We start from the raw sequence: 24,209 nt of genomic DNA on the forward strand, positions 1-24,209 counted from the left end.
GGCGGCTACTCAAAACGCACACGCGGATCCGCGAGCGTGTAAGAAATGTCCGCCAAAATCAAGCCGACGATGTAGAGGCTGGCACCCAGGAAAACCATGGCGCGCACCACTGAAAAATCCTGCGCACCGATCGCATCAATGGTGTAGCTCCCTAAGCCCGGGATACCAAAAAAAGATTCCGCAATCAGGCTCCCCATAAAGAGCAAGGGCAACGCGGATACCGTACCAGTCAAAATCGGCAAGAGTGCATTTCGCAGGACATGTTTAAACAAGATGATCCGCTCACTTAAACCACGTGCGCGCGCGGTGCGCACATAGTCCTTGCTGATCTCTTCGAGAAACAGACTGCGGTAGAAACGCGCCTCAGGCCCCAGCCGCGCAATAATCGCGACTAGCACGGGTAAAGCCAGGAACTTGACAGCATCCCAGCCCCATGCGAAACCAGAATAAGGCACCAAACGTAATATTTTTGAAAATAGCCACTGTCCAGCGATGATGTAAAACAGACCGGAAATAGACAACATCAGCACGCACAGGACAACGCCCCAGAAATCCAACCGCGTCGTCCGAAAAAACACCAAGGCTAATGAAAACGCCACACTCACCAGCAGACCGAGAATAAAAGTCGGAATAGCCAATGCGAGACTAGGCCACATCCTCACACCGATTTCACGACCAATATCACGTCCCTCATCAGAAGCGCCAAAATCAAACTTCAACAAAGGCACTGAGCGTTGATAGAAAATCGTTTCCGTATATTGTTTGACCCCTGAGGCCTCCGTATTGATGAACAGAGGTTTGTCATAGCCACGGTCAGCCTTCCATTTCTCAATCGCATCGGCGCTGACGCGCTGGCCGCCGATTGCAAGCCGAGCCATGTCATCGGGCGTATTGACAGCGAAAAACAGGATGAAGGTGAATACATTCACACCCAGCAAAATCAATGCGCCATACATGAGACGTCGAAAAATATAAGTGATCATTTGCGCTGATCCTGCGAGATGTTTTCCTGAGCGGCCTGGCCAAACGCATTGAGGCGCTCTTGTCTGCGCAACACGCGCCAGGCCGGCCATAAGATGAGCGCAAGCGCTGCAAACACCAAGCCAAGCGGCCACCAGACTGGCGGATTCCATTCGGCTATTTTTTTGGCACGCAACGCTGGATCAATCTTCATGTATTGCAAGGTATTTCGCACCATCTGAGTGGGTTTGGCATTACCCACCCATTGCTGGTACGCCCCACCAGACTTAGGAAAAGCACCAAACATCCAAGGTGCATCTTCTTGCAAAATTTTGATCATTTTCGCGATCACCTGGGCCTTTTCATCTCCATCTGGCAAATCACGCATTCTTTCAAACAGTGCGTCGTATTCTGGATTGGCATAATTGGAGGCATTTTCTCCACCCTTACCCGCTTTGGCGTTTGGTCCGTAAAGCAAAAACAGGAAGTTCTCCGCATCGGGATAGTCAGCTACCCAGCCCCACATATACATCTGGGCGACACCGCGGGCCATTTTTTCCTGGAAGCGGTTGTAATCAGTTGAACGGACATCGAGTTGCACGCCAATATTGGCAAATTGTCGCCGCATCCAGTCCAGCGTAGGACTCGAACCGCCAGCACCGCTCGCAGAGTCAAAATGCAGAACAAGAGGCTCACCGGTTTTCTCATGCCGGCCATTGGGATACCCTGCCTCGGCCAGAAGACGACGGGCCTCGTCAAGGGATTTACGCTTGGCTTTTCCGTCTTTGACGTCGTACACCACACGATTAATCCCCGCCTCGCCCCCTTGATAACCCAGAATACCCGGTGGAATCGGACCATAGGCGACCTGAGCCTGATCATTTTGAAATATTGCGACAAACTCTTCCCAGTTGAAAGCAATACTCAAGGCCTGTCGTAACTTACGGTTCCGGATCTGTTGTTCCGGCGTATCGCCTCGACCAACCACCGGGTCACGCCAATTGAAGCCAAAGTACTGCATTTGCGCTTCGACGGTGGTTGGCAGCTGAATCCCGTGCTTGGCATACAAAGCGGCTTTCTCTGTTGAATCGCTTGCCGCGACCAGCATCGCGACACCTGTGTCACCGCGATCCACTTGAGGAATATCGTAGTAGCCCTGCATGAATTTACCCTGCAAGGGAATACTTTCTTTTTCAATATTAAAAACAATTCGATCAATAAAGGGCGTCATTTTTCCGCAATCAGCCAACAGTCCTGCCTCGCGGTCGCCCGGTTCACCTTCACAAGGATAAGGCTCGCCCCTGAAATTGGGGTTACGCGACAGCACGTGACGCCTATTTTGCAAAGACTCCGTCAGCATGTAAGGGCCCGTGCCCACCGGCCAATGATTCAAAGACAAATTACGCTGAGCCATACCGGGCTGACTATAAAAGCGATCGGCTTCCCAGGGAATGGGCGCGACAAAAGTCATGGCCAGCCAATACTTGAATTGCGGATACAAGCCTTTCACACGGATGCGCAGTGTGTACTCATCGAGCGCTTGCACGCCGGAAAAACCGACATTGCGTAAATCAAGCCACGGCAAATCCCGCGCGCCCGCGGGCAGGTCCTTGCGCAAGTCCGCATCCATTTCGCGCAAACGTTTACCGTAAGCTTCCATGCCAACTATGTGTTGAGCCAGCGTCGAAAAAATCGGAGAGGCGACACGCGGACTGGCTAAGCGACGCAGTGCGTATACATAGTCATAAGCAGTCAACTCGCGCGTGCCTGTTTCCTGAAAATCAGGGATGGAAAACTTGTCCTCAAAGTCCTGCGCGTCGATTGGCCAATACCTGAAACGACCATCGTCCTTGCGCGCAAAGGCAGGATGGGGCTGGTACAAGATACCGGGACGCAGCGTGATGTCATAGACACTTTCAACGATCTCAGAGGCGCGGGCGTCTGCATCCAGCGTGTTGCCCTGCCAATCCAGAAAAAGAGGCTCAGCCACATGCGTGGCAGTCCGGGGAATCAACTCGTACGGTCGTTTGAGGTAGTGATAGCCGTACAGCGGCTCGTAAATGTTATAGGTGTAGGGTGTTTCGTCGGTTGAATAAGAGCGCGCCGGATCGAGGTATTTAGGAGAACGTTGTGTAAAGGCCGTGTACAGAACGTTCTGTTTTTCTGCGCCCGCAGCATACGGGCTATTGATCGGCGAGTCACCCCAAGCAAGACTGGCTGGATTGCGAGGCTCACACCCTGTCAACGCAACGACTGCGCAAAGCGCAAGCGTCGCATAGACTCCAGCGAATCGCTTCAAGAACATTTTTTATTTTTCCAACACACCACACGCCACTCCCAGGGTGCGACCGCATCAGGCTCAGACCAGAGACCTATTTTTTTCTGGCGCGCATTCTTTTCAAGCTCTGGCAAAGAACGATCGCGCAAGTACTTGCCTTTGGCCTGTTGATTGGCCCAAGCCATTCCCTGCTCGACTTGCAAGCGATTGGCCGTCGTCCCGTCAACCGGGACATCACAAATATGACGCTCGTAGCGATCTTTTTCAAAACAGACCACCGTCACAGTTTTACCCGCAACATAATTCGCAAGATTTTTGCGCGAAGCCTCTCCAAAGGGTTGTCCCGGCTGATCACTTCCATGGGAAGTTTCTGGTGCATCAATACTCGCTAGGCGAATCCGTTCTTGCTTATTGTCGACCAGAAGGTTGATGGTATCCCCATCAGATACACGCACGACTTTGCCGGTTAATTTGTACTGGCTACCGGAGGCTTGGGCCACAGAAACGGGCGATGCGGGTATTTTGTCGACCGCCCAAAATAGGGCGACGGCCATGCAGGCAAACAACACCCCATACCGGTTGAATTTTTTAAAGAGTGAGATCCATCGATTATTTTTCATTTAACTTATTGATTTATATGTAAATTTTGTTAAAACATTCGCCAAAAGATCGCATGGACACCGCTCATGGGTCCATCTCGGAGGATTCAACCCTGGAGCGCTGTTTGAACGCTCATCTTGCACTAAGTTCAAACTGACCGCCAACATGATTTAATGCTCTTTTACCGAATGTTCGGTAGCAGATATCAGATCACATCTAGGCTAAATTTAACCATGCAGATCGTATTTCTTGACAGCGACACCATTCCAACGCCCCTCCCCGTCCCCGAATGGGTCAGCAAATGGGTCAACCTCCCTGCTACCCAACAAAACACCGACGCGGTGGTGCATGCACTAGCTGATGCCGATATCTGCATTACAAATAAAATCAAGCTGACGCCGAGCATCCTTGCACAGCTACCAAAACTTAAGTTTGTCTGTGTGGCTGCAACGGGCTATGACTGCGTGGACTTACAAGCCTGCCGCGAGCATGGCATCGTTGTGTCGAATGTTCCCGGCTATTCCAGGCAAAGCGTGGGCGAGGGTGTGGTCGGTTTTATTTTTTCTCTCAGACGCGCACTTCCCTTCTACCAGACCACGGCCAGACAGGCTTGGCCCGAGTCGCCTCATTTTTGTGTGCACGGCGCCCCTGTGTTGAATGTACGAGGCGCCACACTTGGTATTTTTGGTCGAGGTGCGATTGGCAACGAAGTCGCCACCTTAGCCAAAGCGCTCGGCATGAATGTCTTGTTCGGCGAACATCGCAATCGTCCCGACATCCGCCCGGGTTACGTCAGGTTTGAAACCTTGCTCGCACAAAGCGACATCATCACATTGCACTGCCCGCTGACCGAAGCAACGCGCGGCATGATTGGTCACGCTGAAATTTCCCAGATGAAGCGAGGCGCCATGCTGATCAACACTTCGCGCGGTCCGCTGATCAATGAGGAAGCCGTTGCGGATGGCTTACTCAGCGGACAACTCGGCGGTGTCGCACTCGATGTACTTTCTGTCGAACCACCGCCTGCCGCAAATACCCTACTGCAGATGCATCTACCTAATTTAATCATCACTCCCCACATCACTTGGGCCAATGAACATGGCATGCAAAGCCTGATGGCTGGCATCATCGGTAATCTGAATGCATTTGCGCAGGGTCAGCCTGTCAATGTGGTGAGTTGAGATTGCTTTGAGTTCAACCGTCTCAACGCCGTCGCTTCGCGCGGCGTACATCAAACTCGTGTTGTGCGCGTTTTTCTGGGGGGCGACTTTTATCGCGGGACGCATCGCCGTCCAATCCATGCCCCCACTAACCGTCGCGACTGGACGTTTTCTGGTGGCCTTGGTGCTGCTGCTCTTGATTGCTTATCGCGTCGAAGGCGGTCTGCCTAAACTGAGTCGCCAGCAACTCGTCGTCACGCTTCTCTTGGGTCTGTCCGGCGTCACAATCTACAACGTGTTCTTCTTTGGTGCATTGCAGCGTATGCCCGCCGGCAAGACGGCCTTGCTCGTCGCGCTCAGCCCCATTTTGACAGCCGTCACGGTCGCGCTCATTCTCAAAGAAAAGCTTGGTCTCTACCGTTGGGGAGGTATCGCCCTCGCGCTCATCGGCACTCTCACTATCGTGACACAAGGTGAGATCTTCAACGCAATGCAAGCGCTGATGCGATCTTTTGGCTGGGGTGAGCTCTTGATGTTTGGTGCCATCCTCAGTTGGGTCAGCTACACCGTCATCAGCCGGTTCGCGCTCAAAGGACTCACACCGATCGTAGCAACCACCTACGCCACGCTCTGGGGGACGCTCATGCTGGGTCTAGCCGCCTTGACAGAGCTCGATACCCTCGGGCCAGAGATGCTGACCTGGGGTAATTTTGTCTCTATTTTTTACCTCGGAGCCTTTGGTTCGGCCATCGCGTTCATCTGGTACAACGAAGGCGTCAAAATGATCGGCCCGGCCAGAACGGTTGTCTTTACTAACTTAGTGCCTGTTTTTGGCTTATTGTTAGGCTATCTTATCCTCGATGAGCCAATCTACCTTTCAATGATCATAGGCGGAGCGATTGTGATTGCTGGCGTCACCCTCACTAATCAGGCGAATAAATGAGTACTCCACACACATCTCAACCCTCTCAGCGGCCACTATACGTTGGCTGCGCGACAGGGTTTTCAGGAGACCGGACAGATGGCGCCGGCCCTGTCGTCGACACCCTCATCAAGCTGGGTGGCGGCGTTTTAAACTTTGAAACTCTCGCTGAACGAACCCTTGCGTTGGCACAAATTGAAAAACGCAAAGATCCCAAGTTGGGCTATGAGCCTCTCCTTGCCGATCTCGTCGGTCCCGTGCTCAAACGCTGCCTTGATCACAAGATTCAAATCGTCAGTAACTTTGGGGCGGCCAATCCTCAAGCGGCCGCACAAAGGATTTTTGCGCTCGCGCGTGAGCAAAATCTTCGTGCGCCTCGCATCGCGGTCGTGTACGGGGACGATCTGACCAAACCTGAACAACTGAATTTTTTACTCAAAAAACTGGGCACTGATATTGACCCCGCTCGCGTCGTCAGTGCCAACGCCTACATCGGCGCCTTTGAAATTGCGCAAGCGCTCAGGGATGGTGCCGATGTTGTGGTCACAGGGCGCGTTTCTGACCCCTCTCTCACACTTGGCCCCGCCATCGCGCATTTTGGCTGGGCGATGGACGATTGGCACAAAATGGGCTGCGGCACAATGGCCGGGCACATGCTCGAATGCGGCACACAAGTGTCTGGCGGCTACTACAGTGTACCGGGTCAAAAATCCGTTCCGGGTATGGACCAAATCGGTTTCCCTATTGCTGAAATCCGCGCAGATGGAAGCTTCTCGGTTTTTAAAGCCGACCACACAGGTGGGCTCGTGGATGACCGTACTGGTCGCGAACAGATTTTGTACGAAGTACATGATCCCGCTCGCTATCTGACACCTGACGTCACTGCCGACATTACCGAGGCCACCATCACCCAAGAAGGTGAAAACCGGATTCGTATCGAAGGCATTCAGGGTCACCCGCGGCCGGCCGAACTGAAAGTAAATGTATGTTATGACAATGGCTATCTGGCCGAGGCCGAGATCTCCTATGCAGGCTTTCGCGCGCGCGAACGCGCGGCACTTGCCGGCGAAACCGTGCGCAAGCGAATTGGACACTTGTTGCCTTTACGCGTGGACCTGATCGGGGCACTCAGCATTTTTGGTGATGACGCGGGCGAATTAATGGGTCAAGGACTGCCTGAATCCCGCGATGTTCGCCTGCGTGTCGCCGGAGTACATAAAGACAAAGCGATTGCAGAAAAAATCCTTCGCGAAGTCACTTCGCTTTATTGCTGCGGGCCTGCTGGTGGGGGTGGCGTACGGACGTCTCTCAGACCCCGACTCGACACATTGTCCTGCACGATCCCGCGTGAGTCCGTCCCGTGTGGCTATCACTTTGTCGAGGAGCAGCGTCCATGAATGCAAAGATTAATCAAACAGCCGTTGAGCTACCCCTTTATCAACTTGCCCATGGGCGTGCAGGTGACAAAGGCAACACCTCAAACATCAGCGTGATCGCCTGGAATCAAGCCTGTTTTGATGTCTTGGTCGCCCAAGCAACGGAAACAAAAGTGGCACAGTGGTTTGGCTACCGACACCCCACCCGGGTGACGCGCTATGTTTTACCAAAGCTTCTGGCGCTGAACTTCGTCCTTGAAGGCATTCTGGATGGTGGCGTCAATGATGCCCTCAATCTGGATACGCATGGAAAAGGCTTGTCTTTCTGGATGATGGACATGCCTGTCGAGGTGCCCCGAGAGCTTGCTCAAACGCTCACCGTCAAAGAGTATTCTCTATCGGTCTAGGTACGACTGCTTTAAAATTTTGTTCTCGACTCATTGCATTGGAGATTTATTCATGAAAACCAGACGTCACGCACTCCTTGCAGGCCTCTGCGCACTCGCCTGCCTGAGCGCACCGACCGCCTTCGCGCAAGGCACCTATCCAACCAAGCCCATCAAGCTGATCGTCCCCTTCCCGGCGGGTGGTGCCACTGACTTGGTCTCACGCGTTGTCGCTCAACAACTTGGCGCGGAACTGGGTCAAAGCGTCGTGGTTGAAAATCGCGCAGGGGCCGCTGGTGTCATTGGCTCAGAAATGGTCGCACGCGCGGCTCCCGACGGCTACACCATTTTGATTGCAACATCGAGCACGCATACGATTGGACCGCTGCTCAACCCCAAAATGCCTTATTCGCCCACCAAAGACTTCACGCCAATCATGTTCCTGGCGTCATCCCCCCAAGTCGTCGTGGTGCCGCTTTCATCTCCTGCTCAAACCATGCCTGAGCTCATTGATTACATCAAGAAAAATCCAGGTAAGTTGAATTTCGGCTCTGCCGGTACGGGCGGTATCCCTCACTTGTCAGCTGAACGTTTTCTGGCGATGACCGGGACAAAAATGACACACGTCCCATATAAAGGCACTGCCTTGGCGATGCCCGACTTGATGGCAGGCCGCTTGGACATGATGTTCGATTCAATCTCCGTTTCTTTGCCACATATTCGCGATGGCAAAGTGCGTGCGCTGGCTGTTACTTCTGGAACAGCCTCCTCAGTCGCTCCAAACATTCCGCCACTCTCGAACTTTGTCCCGGGCTACGAGTCACTCACCTGGTTTGGGGTATTTGGTCCTGCTGGTATGAAAGAACCTGTTCTAAACAAACTCAACCAAGCTTTGAATCAATCACTGAAAGATCCGAAGGTCTTGGCGCAGCTCGCCAAACTTGGTTTTGATCCAGGCGGCGGCAGTTCAGCTGATTTTGCTAAAAAGATGGCACAAGAAAGCGAAATCTGGAACAAAGTGATCACCGACGGCAATATCACCATTGAAAAGTGAATCGGTCGCTGCCAAAAATCACGTTCATCCAAAAAAGCTTTTGCTTAGCAAATGGACTGCAGTCAAGCCCACGCACAAGGAAAAGCATTTTTGGGTGACGAAAGTGATCCAACCGGAACAGCTCGATGAGCCTGTCGTGGAGGTCATTCTTGAAGCCGCCATGACGGGACGTCAAATCAAAATCACATGGCGCGATTTGAAACATCAAGAAAATTGGCGACAGGGTTGGGTTTGAGTACTTAAAACTCAAACCCGCTTGATGTCTGTGCTCTTGTTGGCAAACAGTCTTATAAAAAAACTCGCCAGATACAGCACAATCAGAGTGCCGGCTAGATCGCCAACAAACATCGGCAATATGCCGGACCAAGCGTCGAAGGACAAACCCGTCATGTAGAAATAAAGATTATGGGGAAATACATTAAACACCGCGCCAGCAACCGCAAACACCAACAACTGTGAACGCTGCAAACCGGCTAAATCATCAGGCAGCTTGAGCCAGCGCGTACAAAGGTACACAGCAAACAAAGGCCCCAGCGCGGATAAGGCTGCAATCATCAAAACATTGAAGGGCTCGTATTCAAGCAATTCAAGGTTGGTGAACACCGCACCCAAGAACAAACCCAGCGCGCCTGCCCATCCCCCAATCATTACAGCAAGCATACGAATCGCTGCGGGCAAAAAAATCCAGCTGATGAAGCTGGTCATATGAATATCCGCGAACAGGAATGTGTTTAGTTCGTAGAGCACAAGCCAAGACACAGCCACAGCGAGCACAAACAAAATCATCGCCCAGATACCGAGGCGATGATGAGTGGAAGTTTGCGGCCTTGCAGCGCCAGAAGGCGGTAAAAGCATTCAATCAACCCGGTATGTGAGCCTTATCAATCGCCTGACCAAGCGTCACAAAATACTGCTCCGCAAGGGCTGTCGGGACGACGTATTTAACGCGACTGTCTACCTTGTCGGTGTCGAGATCGATCATGCCTTTTTTTCGCAAGGTTTTGAGCCGGCGATGCGCAGTCGTTGCGGAAATTTCAGTCGACAATCCCATCGCTTCAAGCACGCTGACTTTTTTACCATTGTGCCAGTTGACACCAAGCATGGCGAGCAGTCGCTCTTCGACAGGATCCATCGCTGGAAACGTGGGGATCTGCTTGATCGCATGAACAAGGTTCAGGAAACGCAGATACGTAAGAGAGTGTTTTGATTCAGTAACCATATGTTGATGATACTGCTAATCTTTAAATCAACGCAAGCCGTGTACACCTTTTGGAATATGGTGAAAAAGCTTGGTTATTTCAGCGCTTTACCTGAAAAGCTTTGAACGTGTCAGCAACTAACTTATATTTGCACCCAACTTGAAAAGGGAGTGGCTGCCAAAATGGACAGGGGCTTACAGTATTTAAACTGTAAGCCCCTGATTTTATTGGCGCGCCCGGCAGGATTCGAACCCACGACCCCTTGGTTCGTAGCCAAGTACTCTATCCAACTGAGCTACGGGCGCTGCAAAGACGAAAATTATATCAGTTTTTTACCAGTCGTGGCGACTCCTCTTTTTTAAAGCTTTAATGCGAGCAATATTCTTAGGTTTTAAGGTTTTGGTATGTGATTAAATAAATCGCCATGCTTACTCAATCGAATTCACACCCACACCTGCAACCGCAACCATACACACTCTGTCGCAGCTTGTTAGAAACAATCTGGCATGCTGCGAATGGAGCCAGCCAACAGACGGCGAACGTAAGCTTCACCGGCCAGGGGTGTCTGCCCTCTTTTTTTGCCGTCACAGAGCTGGCGTCTGCTTCAATGGGAGCTGCCGGACTTGCAGCCGCCTCATTGCTTGAGACCCTTCGCCATGCGAACGGACTCGCCGCAGATTCATCCTTGTGCGTTGAGGTTGATCAACGGCTCGCTTCGTTTTGGTTTGCCAGCACACTGAGGCCCCTTGGGTGGCAGCTCCCCAAACCAAAAGAGGTCCCTGCGACTGACTATCTGGCTCAGGACGGTTGGCTGCGCTTACATACCAATGCATCCCATCACCTGGACGCTGCGTTGAGGGTATTAAAGTGCCCCCCTAACCCTGAAGCCATGGCGCAAGCCGTATCGACATGGAGGAGAGACGAACTCGAAGCGCGTGTACTGGCCGAAGGTGGGTGCGCCGCGACCATGATGTCCGCAGAACAATGGGTGCGACATCCTCAAGGCCAGGCGCTACAAAAGGAGGCACTGATCAACTGGGCCGATGGTTTGCATGGCAAGAATCAAACATGGACACCCGCTCCCGGGCAACCCCTTCAGGGCCTCAAAGTGCTCGACATGACGCGGGTATTGGCGGGTCCGACCGCCACACGCATGCTGGCAGGACTCGGTGCGGAAGTCCTGCGTGTGGACGCGCCCATGTGGGATGAATCGAATGCGCCAGAAATGACTCTTGGCAAGCACTGCGCCGAGCTCGATCTGCGTCAGGCTGACCAGCGTGTCCACTGGCTCAAACTGCTGAGCGAGGCGGATATCCTCGTTCACGGTTATCGCAGCGATGCCCTGGCGAACATGGGACTGGATGCCGAGGCCCGTCAGCGGATCAGGCCCGGACTGGTGGATGTTTCGCTCGATGCGTATGGCTTTACCGGACCATGGGCAAACCGACGCGGCTTTGACAGTCTTGTACAGATGAGTATCGGTATCGCACAAGCTGGACAGCAACTTGCGCAGAGCGCGCGCCCCGAACCTCTGCCTGTTCAGGCGCTCGATCATGCAACCGGATATTTGCTCGCGACCGCTGCGCTACGCGGCCTGGAACACCGAGTCAAGACAGGTAAAGGCACAATCGCACGCTGCTCGCTCGCGCGCACCGGCACACTGCTCATGACAACGCGGGATCCCTCGGGCCTGAACCGTCCAAGACTCGCACCCGAAACACCTGATGACATTAGTCAAACGATTGAACACACAGCTTGGGGACCCGCTCACCGCCTCAAATGGCCTGTCACTGTCTCTGACATAGCGATGCGTTGGTCCGTTGGCGCTGGTCCGCTCAAACGGGACAGCGCAAACTGGCGATAGACTCATGCGATTAATGCGTATGACCGCGCTGCGGTGTCCAGTATTTTTCCAAGAGAAAAAATGCGCCTTGCATGAGCATCGCCAAGGCAGCGGCAGGAATGGCGCCCGCAAGCAACAACTGTGTGTTGTTCAGAGCAAGCCCCTGGACAATCCGCTCACCAAAACCTCCCGCGCCAATAAAGGCCGCAATCGTCGCGGTCCCCACGCACAACACGGCGGAAATTTTGATGCCCGACAAAATCACCCCTCGCGCCAAAGGCAGCTCCACTAACCAGAGTCGCTGCAGGGCAGTCAACCCAAGCGCAGTCGCGGCTTGGCGCATGGAGAACGGGATTTCCTTGAATCCTGCGTGTGTGCTTTGGACAATCGGTAATAAAGCATATAAAAACAAGGCCACAATTGCAGGGAGCGTCCCGATCGTGCCTAACAACGTGATTAAGAAAGCGAGCACAGCCAGCGATGGGATCGTCTGCATGACGCTTGTTACAGCCAACACAAGCTGACCCAGCCTTGGCGCATAAAAACAGAATACGCCGAGTGGCACACCCATCAGGCAGGCAAAGGCCAGAGCACTTAGAACGAGGAACAAATGTTGAAGAGTCAGGCGTAAAAAATCAGGACCAAACAAAACCGTCATGAAGCTGTCTCGGTCATTTGCTTGCGACGGATCACGCACATTCTCTGCGCCTGCTACACCAGATGCACGCTCTGTTAAAAACTGTTTCGCGATCGCGGGAAAGCTCTGTTGATCAATCTCGGCTCGCGTATTGAGCGCAAGCATGGTGCTCTGTGAAATCGATTGCTCAAGTGTTTGAAGCGCTTGCCACGCAACAGGAAAGCGCTCCGGCACATCTGCTCTAAACAACAAGAGCGCCTCATAGCCCGGGAAAAAATGACGATCATCCTCTAGCGCAGTCAGCGCGTAACGCGAAAGTTTTGAGTCTGTTCTGTAGGCATCAACCAAGTCTATTTTTTTGGCAGCGATCGCCTCATAGGCTAGGCCGTGGTCCAAGCCACGCGGTTTAAGCGCCCCGAGACCGTAAGCTTGCGACAAACCACGCCAGCCATCCGCACGCCCAATGAACTCGTGCGAGAGTCCCAACACGAGCGTGGGGTGTCTGCTCAAATCCGATATGGACTTGATGTTCAGCGAGCCGGCAAGATCACTACGCATTGCCAACACATAGGAGTTATTGAAACCAAGCAATACGCCTGCACGCAAGCCCATCGGCAAAAGCTTGGCATTTATTTCCTCAAGTGAGAGTGGCTGCTCTGACTTGAGAATCTCACGAGCGATGGTGCCGGTGTATTCCGGGTAAACGTCAATCTCGCCGCTTCTAAGCGCCGCGAGCAAAATACTGGTGTTGCCCATGCCGGATTTGAGCTGCACCGTGGTGACACCTGCGTCACGCACTGTTTGCGCAATGATTTCACCCAAAATAAACGATTCAGTGAACCGTTTGGATCCCACCACAAAGGGCGCTGCCATCGCCATCTGCGTGCACAGCACACAGAGGACGCCAAGCAGTCCCTTGCGCAGGAATCGCCAGATCACGCTTAGTTCACCACGAGACGCGCAGCCTGCTTGTCAGTGATCTCACCAATGACGCTGGCATGACCAAAATCATGCTTTTTGAAAATGGCCAAGACGTCCTGTACCGCATCCGGCGCACAGCACACCAACAAGCCACCACTGGTCTGTGGATCAGTCAGCAAGGTTTTACACTCGGCGGGTAAATTGGCTGCAAGGCTGACGTCTTTGCCATAGCCTTCCCAGTTTCGACCTGAAGCACCTGTCACCATCCCTGCCTTGATCAAATCCACGACACCTGGCAACAGCGGCACAGCCGACCAGTTCACTTGAGCCGTCAAATCCGCACCACGGGCGATTTCAAGCGCGTGACCGGCCAAACCGAATCCCGTGACGTCCGTCAAGGCATGAACGCCCGCTAACTCGGCAAGCTCTGGTCCAGGCGTATTTAATTTTGTCGTGTTGTGCAGCATCGAGGCATAACCCTCGGCATCCAAAGCCTCTTTTTTCAATGCTGCGGATAAGATCCCCACACCAACAGGCTTGCCTAAAATCATGACGTCACCTTTACGAGCACCATCGTTGCGCTTGACCCGATCAGGATGCACGAGCCCTAAAACCACCAGACCATAAATCGCTTCGACAGAGTCGATGGTGTGGCCACCCGCAATCGGAATCCCTGCAGCCCGACAAACGGATGCTCCGCCTTCAAGCACTTTACCGATCGTCTCGGTCGATAGAACGTTGATTGGCATCCCCACCAGAGCCAAAGCCAAAATCGGACGGCCCCCCATCGCATACACATCACTGATCGCATTGGTTGCGGCGATGCGACCAAACTCGTGTGGGTCGTCCACGATCGGCATGAAGAAGTCCGTGGTCGCGATCAAAGCCTGTTCGTCATTTAAACGATACACCGCGGCATCATCAGCGGTTGCAATCCCTACCATTAGCTCTTTCGGGATCGGCATTTGCAGCGTGCCCTTCAAAATCTCCGATAAGACGGCCGGAGCGATTTTGCATCCACATCCGCCACCGTGTGACAGGGAAGTTAAGCGTGGCTCATTTGTTTTCATGTAAATCCTTGGCGGTTTAAGACGAAATTGACTGTTGAACGATTGTAATCAAACGCTCTTGCTCGCGGGCTGGCGCAAATAGAGGTGCGCGCAAAGCGCATTGTTTTTGTAACTGGGCATAGCACTCAGGATCATGACGCACACGCAAAAGAAGACTCGCCAACGCCTCGACATCGTCAGTCGGGAAAAATCCTGCGTAATCCGAGCCAAGCATGCCGATATTTCCCGGGATGCAGGAAGCAAGGACCGGTACACCGCTACAAATCGCCTCCATGACGACATGTGCGCCTCCCTCCATCACGCTGGGATGCACCAATACATGTGCACGCTGAATCAAACGGCGTGTGGCCTCATGGGGACGCGCACCTAAAAACGTGTAGTGAGGATACAGCGCAGCCGTCGAGTGGGCTTCTTTTGCGAGGTCGGGATCGTGCTCGCCCCCCACATGCTGCAAATGGATATCCCCATGTTCATTGAGCAGTTTTGCAAGCTTGAAAAAAGTTCGGGGCGCTTTTTCAGCCCGCAAATGTCCCACCATGATGGCACGGAGATGACGGTCTGTTTTGGCCAAAGTCTGTCGGGTCGTGGTTGACTGAAAAGCGACAACCGTTTTCGGTCTGAACACTTCAGGGACTGCTTGCACGCCCTCGCTCTGCAACACGACAAGAGTATGCGCCCATCTCAGCGATTGTTGCGCATCATGATCGCTCTGTATGTCGCGGTAGAGATCCGTTCCGGTCAGTACGACGACTAAACCATGCGACCCATGGCGCGCATGCCAGTCGGCAATCGAAGAGTGACTTCGGCGCGCATGCAGGGCGATCATGACCTGATCCTGCGCATGACCATCCCATTGCTGCGCGATCCTCACCCGACAAAAGGACCGCAACATGCACGCATAGCGCTGAGCGGTCTGCCAATTGCCATTATTGGCTGCAGCCAGGGCAGGACTGATAATCACAACACTCAGATGTGGGTGCTTGGGTAAAATAGACATTATTCAAGGTTACCAATAATCATGCGACGAGCTGAAGTAAACATGCTGGGTCAAGGGCTTAAAGCACTTCGCACCCATACTCTTGAGGCGTTTGCCCACTATCAGCGTGCAGGTGCACTGATTGTTCCTCGGAAAGACGAGTTTAATCCGCCGCTTTGGGAGCTGGGCCATCTTGCCTGGTTTCAAGAATATTGGGTGGCTCGCAATCAACAGCGCGCGTTCGGGATCAAACAGGACTTGACCCACCCTCGCCTGCCTTCAGTGCTCGACTTGGCGGACGCCTGGTACGACAGCACACGCGTAGATCACGACCTGCGGTGGGAACTCCCGCTCCTTCAAACCTCTGCTTGTTTAGCCTACCTTGACCAGACTCTGCAAGACACATTGAAACACCTTTCCAGTGAAGCAGATGGCTCCCCTGCCTTGTACTTTTACTGGCTTGCACTGCAGCATGAAGCCATGCATCTGGAGGCAAGCAGCTATATGGCTCAAGCCCTTGAGATCCCTTTTGAGGTGACCTGGTCAGAGCGCCCCTCTGGACAGAGACATTCGGGCGTCAGACATCTACCTGGGGGCTCTTGGTCAATGGGTACCTACTGGTCCCAATTGGCAGGCCAATATTTTTGCTTTGATAACGAAATCGGTCAGCGGCATACTTCTCTTGAGCCGTTCACAATCGCACTCCATCCTGTAACCTGGGCAGAGTATCTCGAGTTCGTTCAGGCTACGGGACATCGTCTGCCCCCTTATGTCCGGCCTGCCGCATCGTCACGCGGCGTATTGCCCTTTGAAATCCGGATCTTTGGCACGTGGCAACCGATCCAACCCGAAAGCTGTGCCACCCACATCTCTTGGGATGATGCGCAAGCTTACTGCCGCTGGGCACAATGCAGACTCCCGACCGAAGCGCAATGGGATATGGCCGCACGCACGCAGGCTGATTTCGTTTGGGGTGAGGTATGGGAGTGGACGGAGGATGCATTCACGCCTTTTGAAGGCTTTACCCCACACCCTTATGCAGAATATTCCGCACCCTGGTTTGGTTCACGCAAAGTCCTTCGAGGTGCAGCCTGGGTCACGCATCCGTATTTACGCAACTTGAACTACAGAAATTTTTTCACACCTGATCGCTGCGATATTTACGCGGGATTTCGGGTGTGCCGCTGACGGATATCAACTCGCCCAAAATAAAGCATATTGTTCAGCGGTATCAGTCCAATGTTGAGTATGAGTAAAACCGGCTTGCGTCAAAAGCTGCTTGAAGCTTGGGAGAGTCCATTTATAGGAATTCTCTGTATGGATCGCCTCGCCCGACTCAAAGTTTCGCGCGTGATGTCCCCAGCGCACTGTCAACGCATGACGTGCAAGCAGATGCATTTCAATACGTGACTCAGCCACATTGAACAAAGCCTTGTGTCGCCATTCACGCACATCAAAATCTGTCCCCAACAAACTATTGATATGCCTCAAAATATTGAGATTAAACGCGGCAGTGACACCAAGATCATCATCGTAAGCACGTTCAAGCACCTCTGTCGACTTCACCAGATCAATCCCGATCAGCAGACCCGATCCTGACTGTCCGGCTTTGCAGAGCTTGGCTATTCGACCCAGAAACTCAAGCGCTTCAGAAGGGGTGAAATTACCCAGACTTGAGCCTGGATAAAAAGCGAAGACCGGGCGCTTGTTGAAATCCTCTGAAAGCGCCGCAGGGAAATCAAGCGAGGAGGAAAAATCCATACCCACTCCCACCATGTCCACTGCGGGATATATGCGCTGAAGATTCAGCAAGGTGTCTTTCAGGTAATCGAGCGAAATATCGACGGCCACATAAACGCCCGGAGGCGTACCTGCAAACAGGCTGGCCGCTTTTTGACAACTACCAGCCCCCAAATCAATCCAAGCGGCATGATCCGGTATGTGATGATGAATCGCGTGCGCGTGTTCTTTAAAAATTGCAGCTTCGGTGCACGTTGGATAATACTCAGGCAGATGGGTAATCGCCTCAAATAGCGTTGATCCTAATGCGTTGTAAAAATATTTAGGAGAGCAATGCGCACTGGCTGCCATCAACCCTGATTCGAGCTCTCTGACCACCGCGGAAGGATCGAGGTCAAAAGTATTATAAAAACGCGGGGTACGATCAGCCATGCTTACTCCGTGCAACGCACAAAAATTGATTCAAACCTTAACACGTTGGCACAAAGCAATCGTCGCACGGCCTCGTCTGAGGCATAATCACTTACACATTTTAAGCACTCAAGAGACCATGACTACGGCCACCCCTGCACAGCAGTGCAATCCCTGGATCATCTTTTTAATTTTCTTACGCTTGGGCTTGACGTCCTTTGGAGGGCCCGTCGCGCATCTTGGATATTTTAGGGATGAGTTCGTTGTGCGTCGCCAGTGGTTAAGCGACCGCAGCTACGCCGATCTCGTTGCACTGTGTCAATTCCTGCCAGGCCCAGCCAGTAGCCAGGTTGGCATTGCGCTCGGATTTTCCAGAGCGGGGTATTCAGGTGCTCTGGCGGCCTGGATGGGCTTTACCTTGCCCTCTGCTTTCATTCTTATTCTGTTTGCCATCGGGATCTCATCAATGGGCAACACTTTTCCCGTCGGTGCGCTGCAAGGTTTGAAAATAGTTGCTGTCGCCGTCGTCGCCCAGGCAGTATGGGGCATGGCGCGCAGTCTTTGTACCGACTCGGCACGCATCACTATCATGATGCTCGCAACCTGCGCTGTTCTGCTTGTTCCGTCGGTCTGGTCACAAGTGGGTGTCATTATCCTTGCAGGGATTGCCGGCATTGTATTGTTTAATCCTGCTCAACTTGCTGCGCACGATCCACTTCCCATCCACATCTCACGCAAAACCGGCTCGATGTGGCTAGGCGTCTTTTTCGTTTTACTCATTGGCTTACCCCTTGCTGCTGAAGCTTTCCCCAATCAAACCCTCGCCATCGTCGACGCCTTTTATCGCGCGGGCTCTCTCGTCTTTGGCGGTGGGCATGTCGTCCTGCCGTTGCTTCAGTCAGAAGTGGTACCAACTGGATGGGTGGACGAGCAGGTGTTTCTTGCGGGTTATGGCGCGACCCAAGCGATGCCAGGACCACTCTTCACGTTCGCCGCCTTTCTGGGCGCGTCAATGACTTCAGAACCGAACGGCTGGCTTGGCGGAATGATCGCGTTGATCGCAATTTTCATCCCCTCTTTTCTATTAGTTGTTGGCGCCCTGCCTTTTTGGGAGCAAATGCGCCAAAATTTGCGCACGCAAGCTGCGTTAGCCGGTATCAATGCCTCGGTGGTGGGATTGCTCCTTGCAGCCCTCTATCAACCAGTCTGGACAAGCGCGATCCTGAGCCCACAAGACTTCGGGCTGGCACTCATCGCCTTTGTCGCACTCATGTTCTGGAAGCTACCACCTTGGCTCGTCGTCATTGCAGGCGGTATAGCGGGATGGCTGCTGCACCTGGTGTAATGTAGCGATTGAATACTTAAGTCAGCAACAAATATCAAATAACAACTTGAAGAGACAAGATGAATTTTGAAAACGAATACGCGACCGTCTTAATTTCAGAAAACGCTGTTGCAACGCTTTGCATTCAGCACGCAGGAAGTTTGAATATTTTAGGCTCACCTGCCATCGCTAGCATCCAGGAGGCACTCGTCTGGGTGGAGACACGCAAGGATATTCGCGTGTTAGTCATTCGCGGTCAAGGTGACAAAGCATTTATCGGAGGAGCAGACATTAAAGAAATGTCTGGATTGAATCAACACAGCGCGTCCGTGTTTATCAATAAGTTGCGGCAGCTTTGCGAAACTGTCAGGCAAATATCCGTCCCTGTCATTGCGCGCGTACCGGGCTGGACGCTTGGTGGCGGCTTGGAGTTTGCCCTTTGTTGCGATCTGCGTATTGGTTCAACCGCTGCGCGTCTTGGGATGCCCGAGGTCAAGGTTGGAATTCCGTCTGTCATTCACGCCGCTCTCTTGCCGCGTTTGATCGGCAAAGCCCGTGCCAACTGGTTGCTCCTGACTGGTGAAATCATCGATGCCGAGCAAGGACACTCCTGGGGTCTGCTTGATAAAGTCGTCCCAATGGAGCAGCTTGATGTTGAGATTGCTCATCTCGCAAATGGACTCGCCGAGCTCGGCCCCAATGTTCTGGCGCAACAAAAACGCATGATGCGCGAGTGGGAAGACGAGCCTCTCGATACCTCTATTCAAAAGAGTATCGATGAGTTTGCTTCAGCTTTTAGAACTGGCGAACCAGAACTTTATATGGGTAAATTTTTTAAAGAAAAGCAAAAAAAACCGCACAAAAATAATTAGGCTGCATGGATCACTAAACAGTGCGTCCGTACTGGTCCTCGAAGCGCACGATGTCGTCCTCACCCAGATAGCTACCAGACTGCACCTCAATGATTTCAAGGGGAATCGTGCCTGGATTGGACAGACGGTGCGTTTGTCCGAGAGGAATGTAAGTCGACTGGTTTTCAGTCAAGATGGTCGTCTTATCACCATTGGTGATTTCAGCGGTGCCTGAAACTACGACCCAGTGCTCGGCGCGGTGATGATGCATCTGCAGGCTCAGACTGGCCTTGGGATTGACAAGGATACGCTTGACCTTGAAGCGCCCGCCACCGTCGATACTGTCATACCAGCCCCAGGGACGGTAGACTTTGCGATGTAAATTTTGTTCTTGGCGGCTCTGTTTATTGAGCGCCTCGACGATGTGCTTAACATCCTGGCCGCGCGACTTATCCGCGACAAGGATGGCATCTGCTGTCTCAATGACCACAAGGTTTTGTACCCCGACCAAGCTCACCAGACGACTGGAGGCATGCACAAACGTATCGCGACAATCCTTGGAGATCACATCACCCTTGTGGGAGTTACCGGAGGCGTCTTTTTCCTGAACGTTCCACACCGCATCCCAGGCACCCAAATCACTCCAGCCGGCATTCAGGCTCACCATTTTGGTGGCAAAGGGACTGCCGGGACAGCGCTCCATGACGGCATAGTCAATCGACTCTCCGGGCACTTGTTCAAACTCCGCCTTGCCTGGACGCAAGAACTGACTATCTGCTTGACGCGCCTGCCATGCATGCTTGATCTTGGTCAGCATCTCGGGCTGAAAAGCCTCCATCGCCTTTAGCCATACTGAGGCTTTTAAAACAAAGATCCCCGCATTCCAGAAATAACAGCCTTCGTTTATGTAAGCTTGCGCTGTTTCGAGATCAGGCTTTTCCACGAAACGCTCGACAGTCGATATGACGGTATTCGAAGTCCCCGCAAGACCTGTCTTGATATAGCCGTAACCCGTTTCAGGCCGATCGGGCTGGATGCCCAAGATGACGATGCTGTCATGGACTGCCTCGGCAATCGCAGCATTCATTGCTTGAGTAAAAGCAGCCACATCTGAGACGGCCTGATCCGCAGGGGTCACTGCCAAAATTGGATCCGCACCACCCTCGAGTGCAGCCAAGGCAGCCAGGGTCAAGGCCGGTGCGGTATTGCGTCCGATCGGCTCGAGCAGGTATCTGGCGCCCGTCACACCGGACTCACGCAGCTGCTCCTGAGCCAGAAAGCGATGCTCTTCATTGCAGACAATCAAGGGCGCGCTGGCCTGCTCTGTGCGGCTGCCTAGCCCCTGCATTCTTTCAGCTGTCTGCTGAAATAAGCTGTTGTCTCCTGTCAGGCATAAAAACTGTTTGGGAAAACCGCCGCGAGAGAGTGGCCACAGTCTCGTGCCAGAACCGCCACAGAGAATGACAGGGGTGACTTGAATCATGAAAGTAGAGCCTTACTTGAAAGATCGACGCGCGAAAAATTCTTATCAAAACGCACTTGATTTTATCAGAGAAGGCTTCGCGCTTAGTTCAACGCTCTTAGGCTTTGTTCATATTCGATGCGCATTCGATTCACAATCTCCTGAACACTGAGAAGTGTGTCGATTTGTCCAACCCCTTGGCCCGCCCCCCAAATGTCCTTCCAGGCCTTAGCCTTGGAACGACCATCTGAAAAACTCATCTTGTTTTTATCAGCCACAGGCAAATTATCAGGATCGAGACCCGCGCGAACGATACTTTCGCGAAGATAGTTTCCGTGCACGCCCGAAAAATGATTACTGTAAATAATATCAGCCGCAGAGGAATTCAAAATTGATTGCTTGTAGAGATCGCTCGCATTTGCTTCTTTACTTGCAATAAAGCGCGTCCCCACATAGGCAAAGTCTGCTCCCATCGCTAAAGCAGAGAGTACTGCCTGACCGGTTGCAATTGAACCAGACAAGGCTAAAGGCCCTTGGAAAAACCGTCTGATTTCACCTATCAAGGCAAAGGGCGACAAAGTTCCACCATGACCACCTGCGCCAGCAGCAACAGCGATCAAACCATCCACCCCTGATTCCAGAGCCTTTTCGGCATGTCTGATATTGATCACGTCATGGAGAATGATGCCACCGTAACTATGTACCGCGTCAATGACTTCTTTTACCGGTGCGCGAAGCGATGTGATGATAACGGGAACTTGGTGGCGCACACAGGTTTCAACATCTTGTAACAGGCGAACATTGGATTGATGTGAAATCTGATTCACTGCAACTGGACCAATCTTCGAATGAGGATTCAGATTCTTATAATTTTTCAAGTCCTCAGCGATCTGATAAAGCCACTCGTCGAGCAACTTCGGCTCTCTTGCATTCAGTGCGGGAAATGAACCGACAATCCCCGCCTTGCATTGCGCCAATACTAGCTCTGGATAACTAACTGTAAACATCGGGGAAGCAATCACCGGAAAACTCAAATCTTTCAGCACCGGCGGAATAAGTGGATTTATAGACATTAGGCCCTCGCTTCAATAAAGTTATTTGTACAAAATCACCGGGCGACCCTTGAACATCCGCCCCTTGATCTCTACATGATTAGTCAGGCTCAGAGAGTTCAAGTTAGGCCTTTATGCAAACTGTAGCCTAGCCAAGCGTGCATAGAGTCCGCCTTGGGTGATCAACTCCTCATGCCTACCTCGCTCGACAACTTTACCGTGCTCCATCACGATAATTTGATCGGCCCTCAAGACAGTCGCCAAACGGTGAGCAATCGTTAGAGATGTCCTGCCAGGCAACACACTGTCCAAGGCAAGTTGAACTTCGCGCTCAGACTCTGCGTCCAGAGCACTTGTCGCCTCGTCCAGCAAAAGGATCGGGGGATTTTTTAAAATAGCACGCGCAATAGAAATCCGTTGTTTCTGCCCGCCTGACAAACGCACGCCGCGTTCACCCAAGAAACTGTCATATCCTTGAGGCAAGGCAGAAATGAATCCATCAGCATGTGCCGTCTTGGCGGCAGCGATGACCTCTTGGTCTGTCGCGTCCAGTCTGCCATAACGGATATTTTCCATCGCACTAGAAGCAAAAATCACTGGCTCTTGTGGAACGATCCCAATCTGGTTTCGCAGTTCGCTCACTGGCCACTGTTCAATCTCACGACCAAATATCTGGATATGCCCGTCCGTGGGCTGGTAAAAGCGCAACAACATCGCAAACAAAGTACTTTTTCCTGCGCCCGAAGGACCTACCAGCGCATAGCGTGCACCTTGCGGTACAGAAAAGGAGAGATGATTCATCGCCAGAAAATCTGGTCGCGACGGATACGCAAACGTGACATCCTTGAACTGAATCGCATCAGCTTGTTCGGCGTGGTTGCGTAGCGCTGACTGAGACCGTTGCGGCTCTGATGCTTGAGTGGATACGCCCAAATTATGGACGTCAAAGTCGAGCGCAGGCTTAGCCTGCATCAACTCCACCAGTCTTTCCGTGGCGCCAGCCGCACGTTGCAGATCACCCCATGTCTCTGACAAAGCGCCGATCGAGCCCGCGATCAGCACTGCGTACAACACAAACTGAGTCAGCTCACCCAGTGAAATCGCACCAGCAGTGACCTGACGGGCGCCGATCCACAGGACGAACACAATCACAGCAAAAGCCATCAAAATAGCGGTGGCAGTCAATACCGAGCGCATTTGGATACGTTTCTTGGCTTCGGCGAAGGCTCTTTCCACAGCCGAATCAAAACGTTTTTGTTCATAAGGTTCGCGCACAAATGCCTGCACAGTCGTGATCGCGTTCAGGACCTCGCCCGCCATGGCACTCGTGTCAGCGACTTTATCCTGGCTGGTCCGTGACATCTTGCGAACCTTTCGCCCCAAGGCCCAAAGCGGTAATACGATCACCAATAGCAAGGCAATCATCACGCCGGCCAACCAGGCGCTCGTGACCAGCATCATGGTCATCCCACCGAGCAACATGACAAGACTGCGTAAGGCAATCGAGATACTGGACCCCACCAAAGTCTGTACGAGCGTCGTATCGCTTGTCAGTCGCGACAGCACTTCGCCTGTTTGTAGCGTTTCAAAATAAGCCGGGCTCTGACGCAAGACATTTTCAAAGACGCGCTGGCGAATATCTGCCACGACACGCTCGCCGAGCCAGGACATGACGTAGAACCGGCTTGCCGTCATCAATGCCAACGCGACAGCCAGGAGCAGCAAGTTGATGAACTTCAAATCAATCGCATCGCTCGTCAAACCCGTATCAACCAGATCGCGAAACGCGAGTGGTACGGCTAACGTGGCAGCGGCCGCCAAAAGCAGAAACAGTCCCGCCAAGAACCACTGTGTTTTGTAACGGGAAAGCACCCGATACTCCCGCAACCAGCGGGTCAGACTACTGAGTTTTGTCGCCATAGTGCGCTAGTGTAAGTGAAGCAGCGCTGATATTTTGATGCTGAATAAAAGATAAAATCAAAGAAAT

General features: G+C 52.7%; 22 protein-coding genes and 1 tRNA gene. 10 read left to right on the forward strand and 13 right to left on the reverse strand.

Annotated elements, in window-relative coordinates:
* Positions 1 to 5: 5 nt before the first annotated feature.
* Genes QWY27_RS03860 through QWY27_RS03870 form a run of 3 tightly spaced genes read right to left on the reverse strand, consistent with a single transcriptional unit; the run spans position 6 to position 3,858 of the window.
* Positions 6 to 983: an ABC transporter permease gene (locus QWY27_RS03860; RefSeq protein WP_290194896.1), complete on the reverse strand. Its 978-nt coding sequence runs from the start codon at positions 981 to 983 to the stop codon at positions 6 to 8.
* Positions 980 to 3,265, reverse strand: coding sequence for an ABC transporter substrate-binding protein (locus QWY27_RS03865; protein WP_290194898.1), 2,286 nt, complete (start codon positions 3,263 to 3,265; stop codon positions 980 to 982). The genes QWY27_RS03860 and QWY27_RS03865 overlap by 4 nt, the downstream gene beginning before the upstream one ends.
* Positions 3,256 to 3,858, reverse strand: a complete 603-nt coding sequence (locus QWY27_RS03870) for a thermonuclease family protein (protein WP_290194900.1) — start codon at positions 3,856 to 3,858, stop codon at positions 3,256 to 3,258. Before QWY27_RS03870 ends, QWY27_RS03865 begins: the two co-directional genes overlap by 10 nt.
* A 213-nt stretch (positions 3,859 to 4,071) precedes the next feature.
* On the opposite strand from QWY27_RS03870, the gene QWY27_RS03875 reads away from it, so the two are divergent.
* Genes QWY27_RS03875 through QWY27_RS03900 form a run of 6 tightly spaced genes read left to right on the forward strand, consistent with a single transcriptional unit; the run spans position 4,072 to position 8,971 of the window.
* On the forward strand, positions 4,072 to 5,019 hold the full coding sequence (locus QWY27_RS03875) for a D-2-hydroxyacid dehydrogenase (protein WP_290194902.1): 948 nt from the start codon (positions 4,072 to 4,074) through the stop codon (positions 5,017 to 5,019).
* A 7-nt stretch (positions 5,020 to 5,026) separates the two neighbouring features.
* On the forward strand, positions 5,027 to 5,941 hold the full coding sequence (locus tag QWY27_RS03880; RefSeq protein WP_290194903.1) for a DMT family transporter: 915 nt from the start codon (positions 5,027 to 5,029) through the stop codon (positions 5,939 to 5,941).
* Complete coding sequence (locus QWY27_RS03885; protein ID WP_290194905.1) at positions 5,938 to 7,317, forward strand: acyclic terpene utilization AtuA family protein; 1,380 nt, start codon at positions 5,938 to 5,940, stop codon at positions 7,315 to 7,317. Before QWY27_RS03880 ends, QWY27_RS03885 begins: the two co-directional genes overlap by 4 nt.
* On the forward strand, positions 7,314 to 7,703 hold the full coding sequence (locus QWY27_RS03890; protein ID WP_290194906.1) for an AtuA-related protein: 390 nt from the start codon (positions 7,314 to 7,316) through the stop codon (positions 7,701 to 7,703). The genes QWY27_RS03885 and QWY27_RS03890 overlap by 4 nt, the downstream gene beginning before the upstream one ends.
* Before the next feature lie 52 nt (positions 7,704 to 7,755).
* A complete protein-coding gene (locus tag QWY27_RS03895) occupies positions 7,756 to 8,736 on the forward strand; it encodes a Bug family tripartite tricarboxylate transporter substrate binding protein (protein ID WP_290194908.1) in 981 nt (326 codons plus the stop codon).
* Positions 8,726 to 8,971, forward strand: a complete 246-nt coding sequence (locus tag QWY27_RS03900; RefSeq protein WP_290194910.1) for a TIGR02450 family Trp-rich protein — start codon at positions 8,726 to 8,728, stop codon at positions 8,969 to 8,971. The genes QWY27_RS03895 and QWY27_RS03900 overlap by 11 nt, the downstream gene beginning before the upstream one ends.
* Positions 8,972 to 8,982: 11 nt before the next feature.
* On the opposite strand, the gene QWY27_RS03905 is transcribed toward QWY27_RS03900, so the two are convergent.
* The 3 genes from QWY27_RS03905 to QWY27_RS03915 form a co-directional block, all read right to left on the reverse strand.
* The gene (locus QWY27_RS03905) at positions 8,983 to 9,591 is read right to left on the reverse strand and encodes an MASE1 domain-containing protein (RefSeq protein WP_290194912.1); all 609 of its coding nucleotides are present in this window, start codon (positions 9,589 to 9,591) and stop codon (positions 8,983 to 8,985) included.
* A gap of 4 nt (positions 9,592 to 9,595) precedes the next feature.
* The gene (locus tag QWY27_RS03910; protein WP_290194914.1) at positions 9,596 to 9,955 is read right to left on the reverse strand and encodes a hypothetical protein; all 360 of its coding nucleotides are present in this window, start codon (positions 9,953 to 9,955) and stop codon (positions 9,596 to 9,598) included.
* A 208-nt stretch (positions 9,956 to 10,163) separates the two neighbouring features.
* Positions 10,164 to 10,240, reverse strand: a tRNA-Arg gene (locus QWY27_RS03915).
* A gap of 119 nt (positions 10,241 to 10,359) precedes the next feature.
* Here QWY27_RS03915 and QWY27_RS03920 point away from each other — a divergent pair.
* Positions 10,360 to 11,799, forward strand: a complete 1,440-nt coding sequence (locus QWY27_RS03920) for a CoA transferase (RefSeq protein ID WP_435433440.1) — start codon at positions 10,360 to 10,362, stop codon at positions 11,797 to 11,799.
* 10 nt (positions 11,800 to 11,809) lie between these two features.
* Here QWY27_RS03920 and QWY27_RS03925 read toward each other — a convergent pair whose 3' ends face one another.
* The 3 genes from QWY27_RS03925 to senB all read right to left on the reverse strand — a co-directional run bounded on the left by QWY27_RS03925 (position 11,810) and on the right by senB (position 15,403).
* The gene (locus tag QWY27_RS03925) at positions 11,810 to 13,294 is read right to left on the reverse strand and encodes a glycine betaine ABC transporter substrate-binding protein (protein WP_435433442.1); all 1,485 of its coding nucleotides are present in this window, start codon (positions 13,292 to 13,294) and stop codon (positions 11,810 to 11,812) included.
* A 62-nt stretch (positions 13,295 to 13,356) separates the two neighbouring features.
* The gene (gene selD / locus QWY27_RS03930) at positions 13,357 to 14,406 is read right to left on the reverse strand and encodes a selenide, water dikinase SelD (RefSeq protein ID WP_290194920.1); all 1,050 of its coding nucleotides are present in this window, start codon (positions 14,404 to 14,406) and stop codon (positions 13,357 to 13,359) included.
* Positions 14,407 to 14,422: 16 nt separating this feature from the next.
* A complete protein-coding gene (gene senB, locus QWY27_RS03935; RefSeq protein ID WP_290194921.1) occupies positions 14,423 to 15,403 on the reverse strand; it encodes a selenoneine biosynthesis selenosugar synthase SenB in 981 nt (326 codons plus the stop codon).
* A gap of 21 nt (positions 15,404 to 15,424) precedes the next feature.
* On the opposite strand from senB, the gene QWY27_RS03940 reads away from it, so the two are divergent.
* Positions 15,425 to 16,570, forward strand: a complete 1,146-nt coding sequence (locus QWY27_RS03940) for an SUMF1/EgtB/PvdO family nonheme iron enzyme (RefSeq protein WP_290194923.1) — start codon at positions 15,425 to 15,427, stop codon at positions 16,568 to 16,570.
* Between the two features lie 6 nt (positions 16,571 to 16,576).
* Here the strand turns inward: QWY27_RS03940 and egtD are convergent, their stop codons facing one another.
* The gene (egtD, locus tag QWY27_RS03945) at positions 16,577 to 17,554 is read right to left on the reverse strand and encodes an L-histidine N(alpha)-methyltransferase (RefSeq protein ID WP_290194925.1); all 978 of its coding nucleotides are present in this window, start codon (positions 17,552 to 17,554) and stop codon (positions 16,577 to 16,579) included.
* A gap of 118 nt (positions 17,555 to 17,672) precedes the next feature.
* Here egtD and chrA point away from each other — a divergent pair, with 118 nt between their 5' ends.
* Positions 17,673 to 18,878 (forward strand): chromate efflux transporter, encoded by a 1,206-nt coding sequence (chrA, locus tag QWY27_RS03950; RefSeq protein ID WP_290194928.1) that lies wholly within the window; start codon positions 17,673 to 17,675, stop codon positions 18,876 to 18,878.
* A gap of 59 nt (positions 18,879 to 18,937) precedes the next feature.
* On the forward strand, positions 18,938 to 19,729 hold the full coding sequence (locus QWY27_RS03955) for an enoyl-CoA hydratase (protein WP_290194930.1): 792 nt from the start codon (positions 18,938 to 18,940) through the stop codon (positions 19,727 to 19,729).
* Between the two features lie 13 nt (positions 19,730 to 19,742).
* Here the strand turns inward: QWY27_RS03955 and QWY27_RS03960 are convergent, their stop codons facing one another.
* The 3 genes from QWY27_RS03960 to QWY27_RS03970 form a co-directional block, all read right to left on the reverse strand.
* Positions 19,743 to 21,191, reverse strand: coding sequence for a mannose-1-phosphate guanylyltransferase/mannose-6-phosphate isomerase (locus QWY27_RS03960; protein WP_290194932.1), 1,449 nt, complete (start codon positions 21,189 to 21,191; stop codon positions 19,743 to 19,745).
* Between the two features lie 83 nt (positions 21,192 to 21,274).
* Entirely contained in the window at positions 21,275 to 22,243 is a 969-nt protein-coding gene (locus QWY27_RS03965) for an NAD(P)H-dependent flavin oxidoreductase (protein ID WP_290194934.1), read from the reverse strand.
* A 111-nt stretch (positions 22,244 to 22,354) separates the two neighbouring features.
* Positions 22,355 to 24,142 carry an ABC transporter transmembrane domain-containing protein gene (locus QWY27_RS03970; RefSeq protein WP_290194936.1) on the reverse strand — a complete coding sequence of 596 codons (1,788 nt, stop codon included), beginning with the start codon at positions 24,140 to 24,142 and terminating at the stop codon, positions 22,355 to 22,357.
* Positions 24,143 to 24,209: the final 67 nt, after the last annotated feature.

It is taken from the genome of Zwartia vadi, assembly GCF_030410375.1.
Taxonomy (GTDB): domain Bacteria; phylum Pseudomonadota; class Gammaproteobacteria; order Burkholderiales; family Burkholderiaceae_B; genus Zwartia; species Zwartia vadi.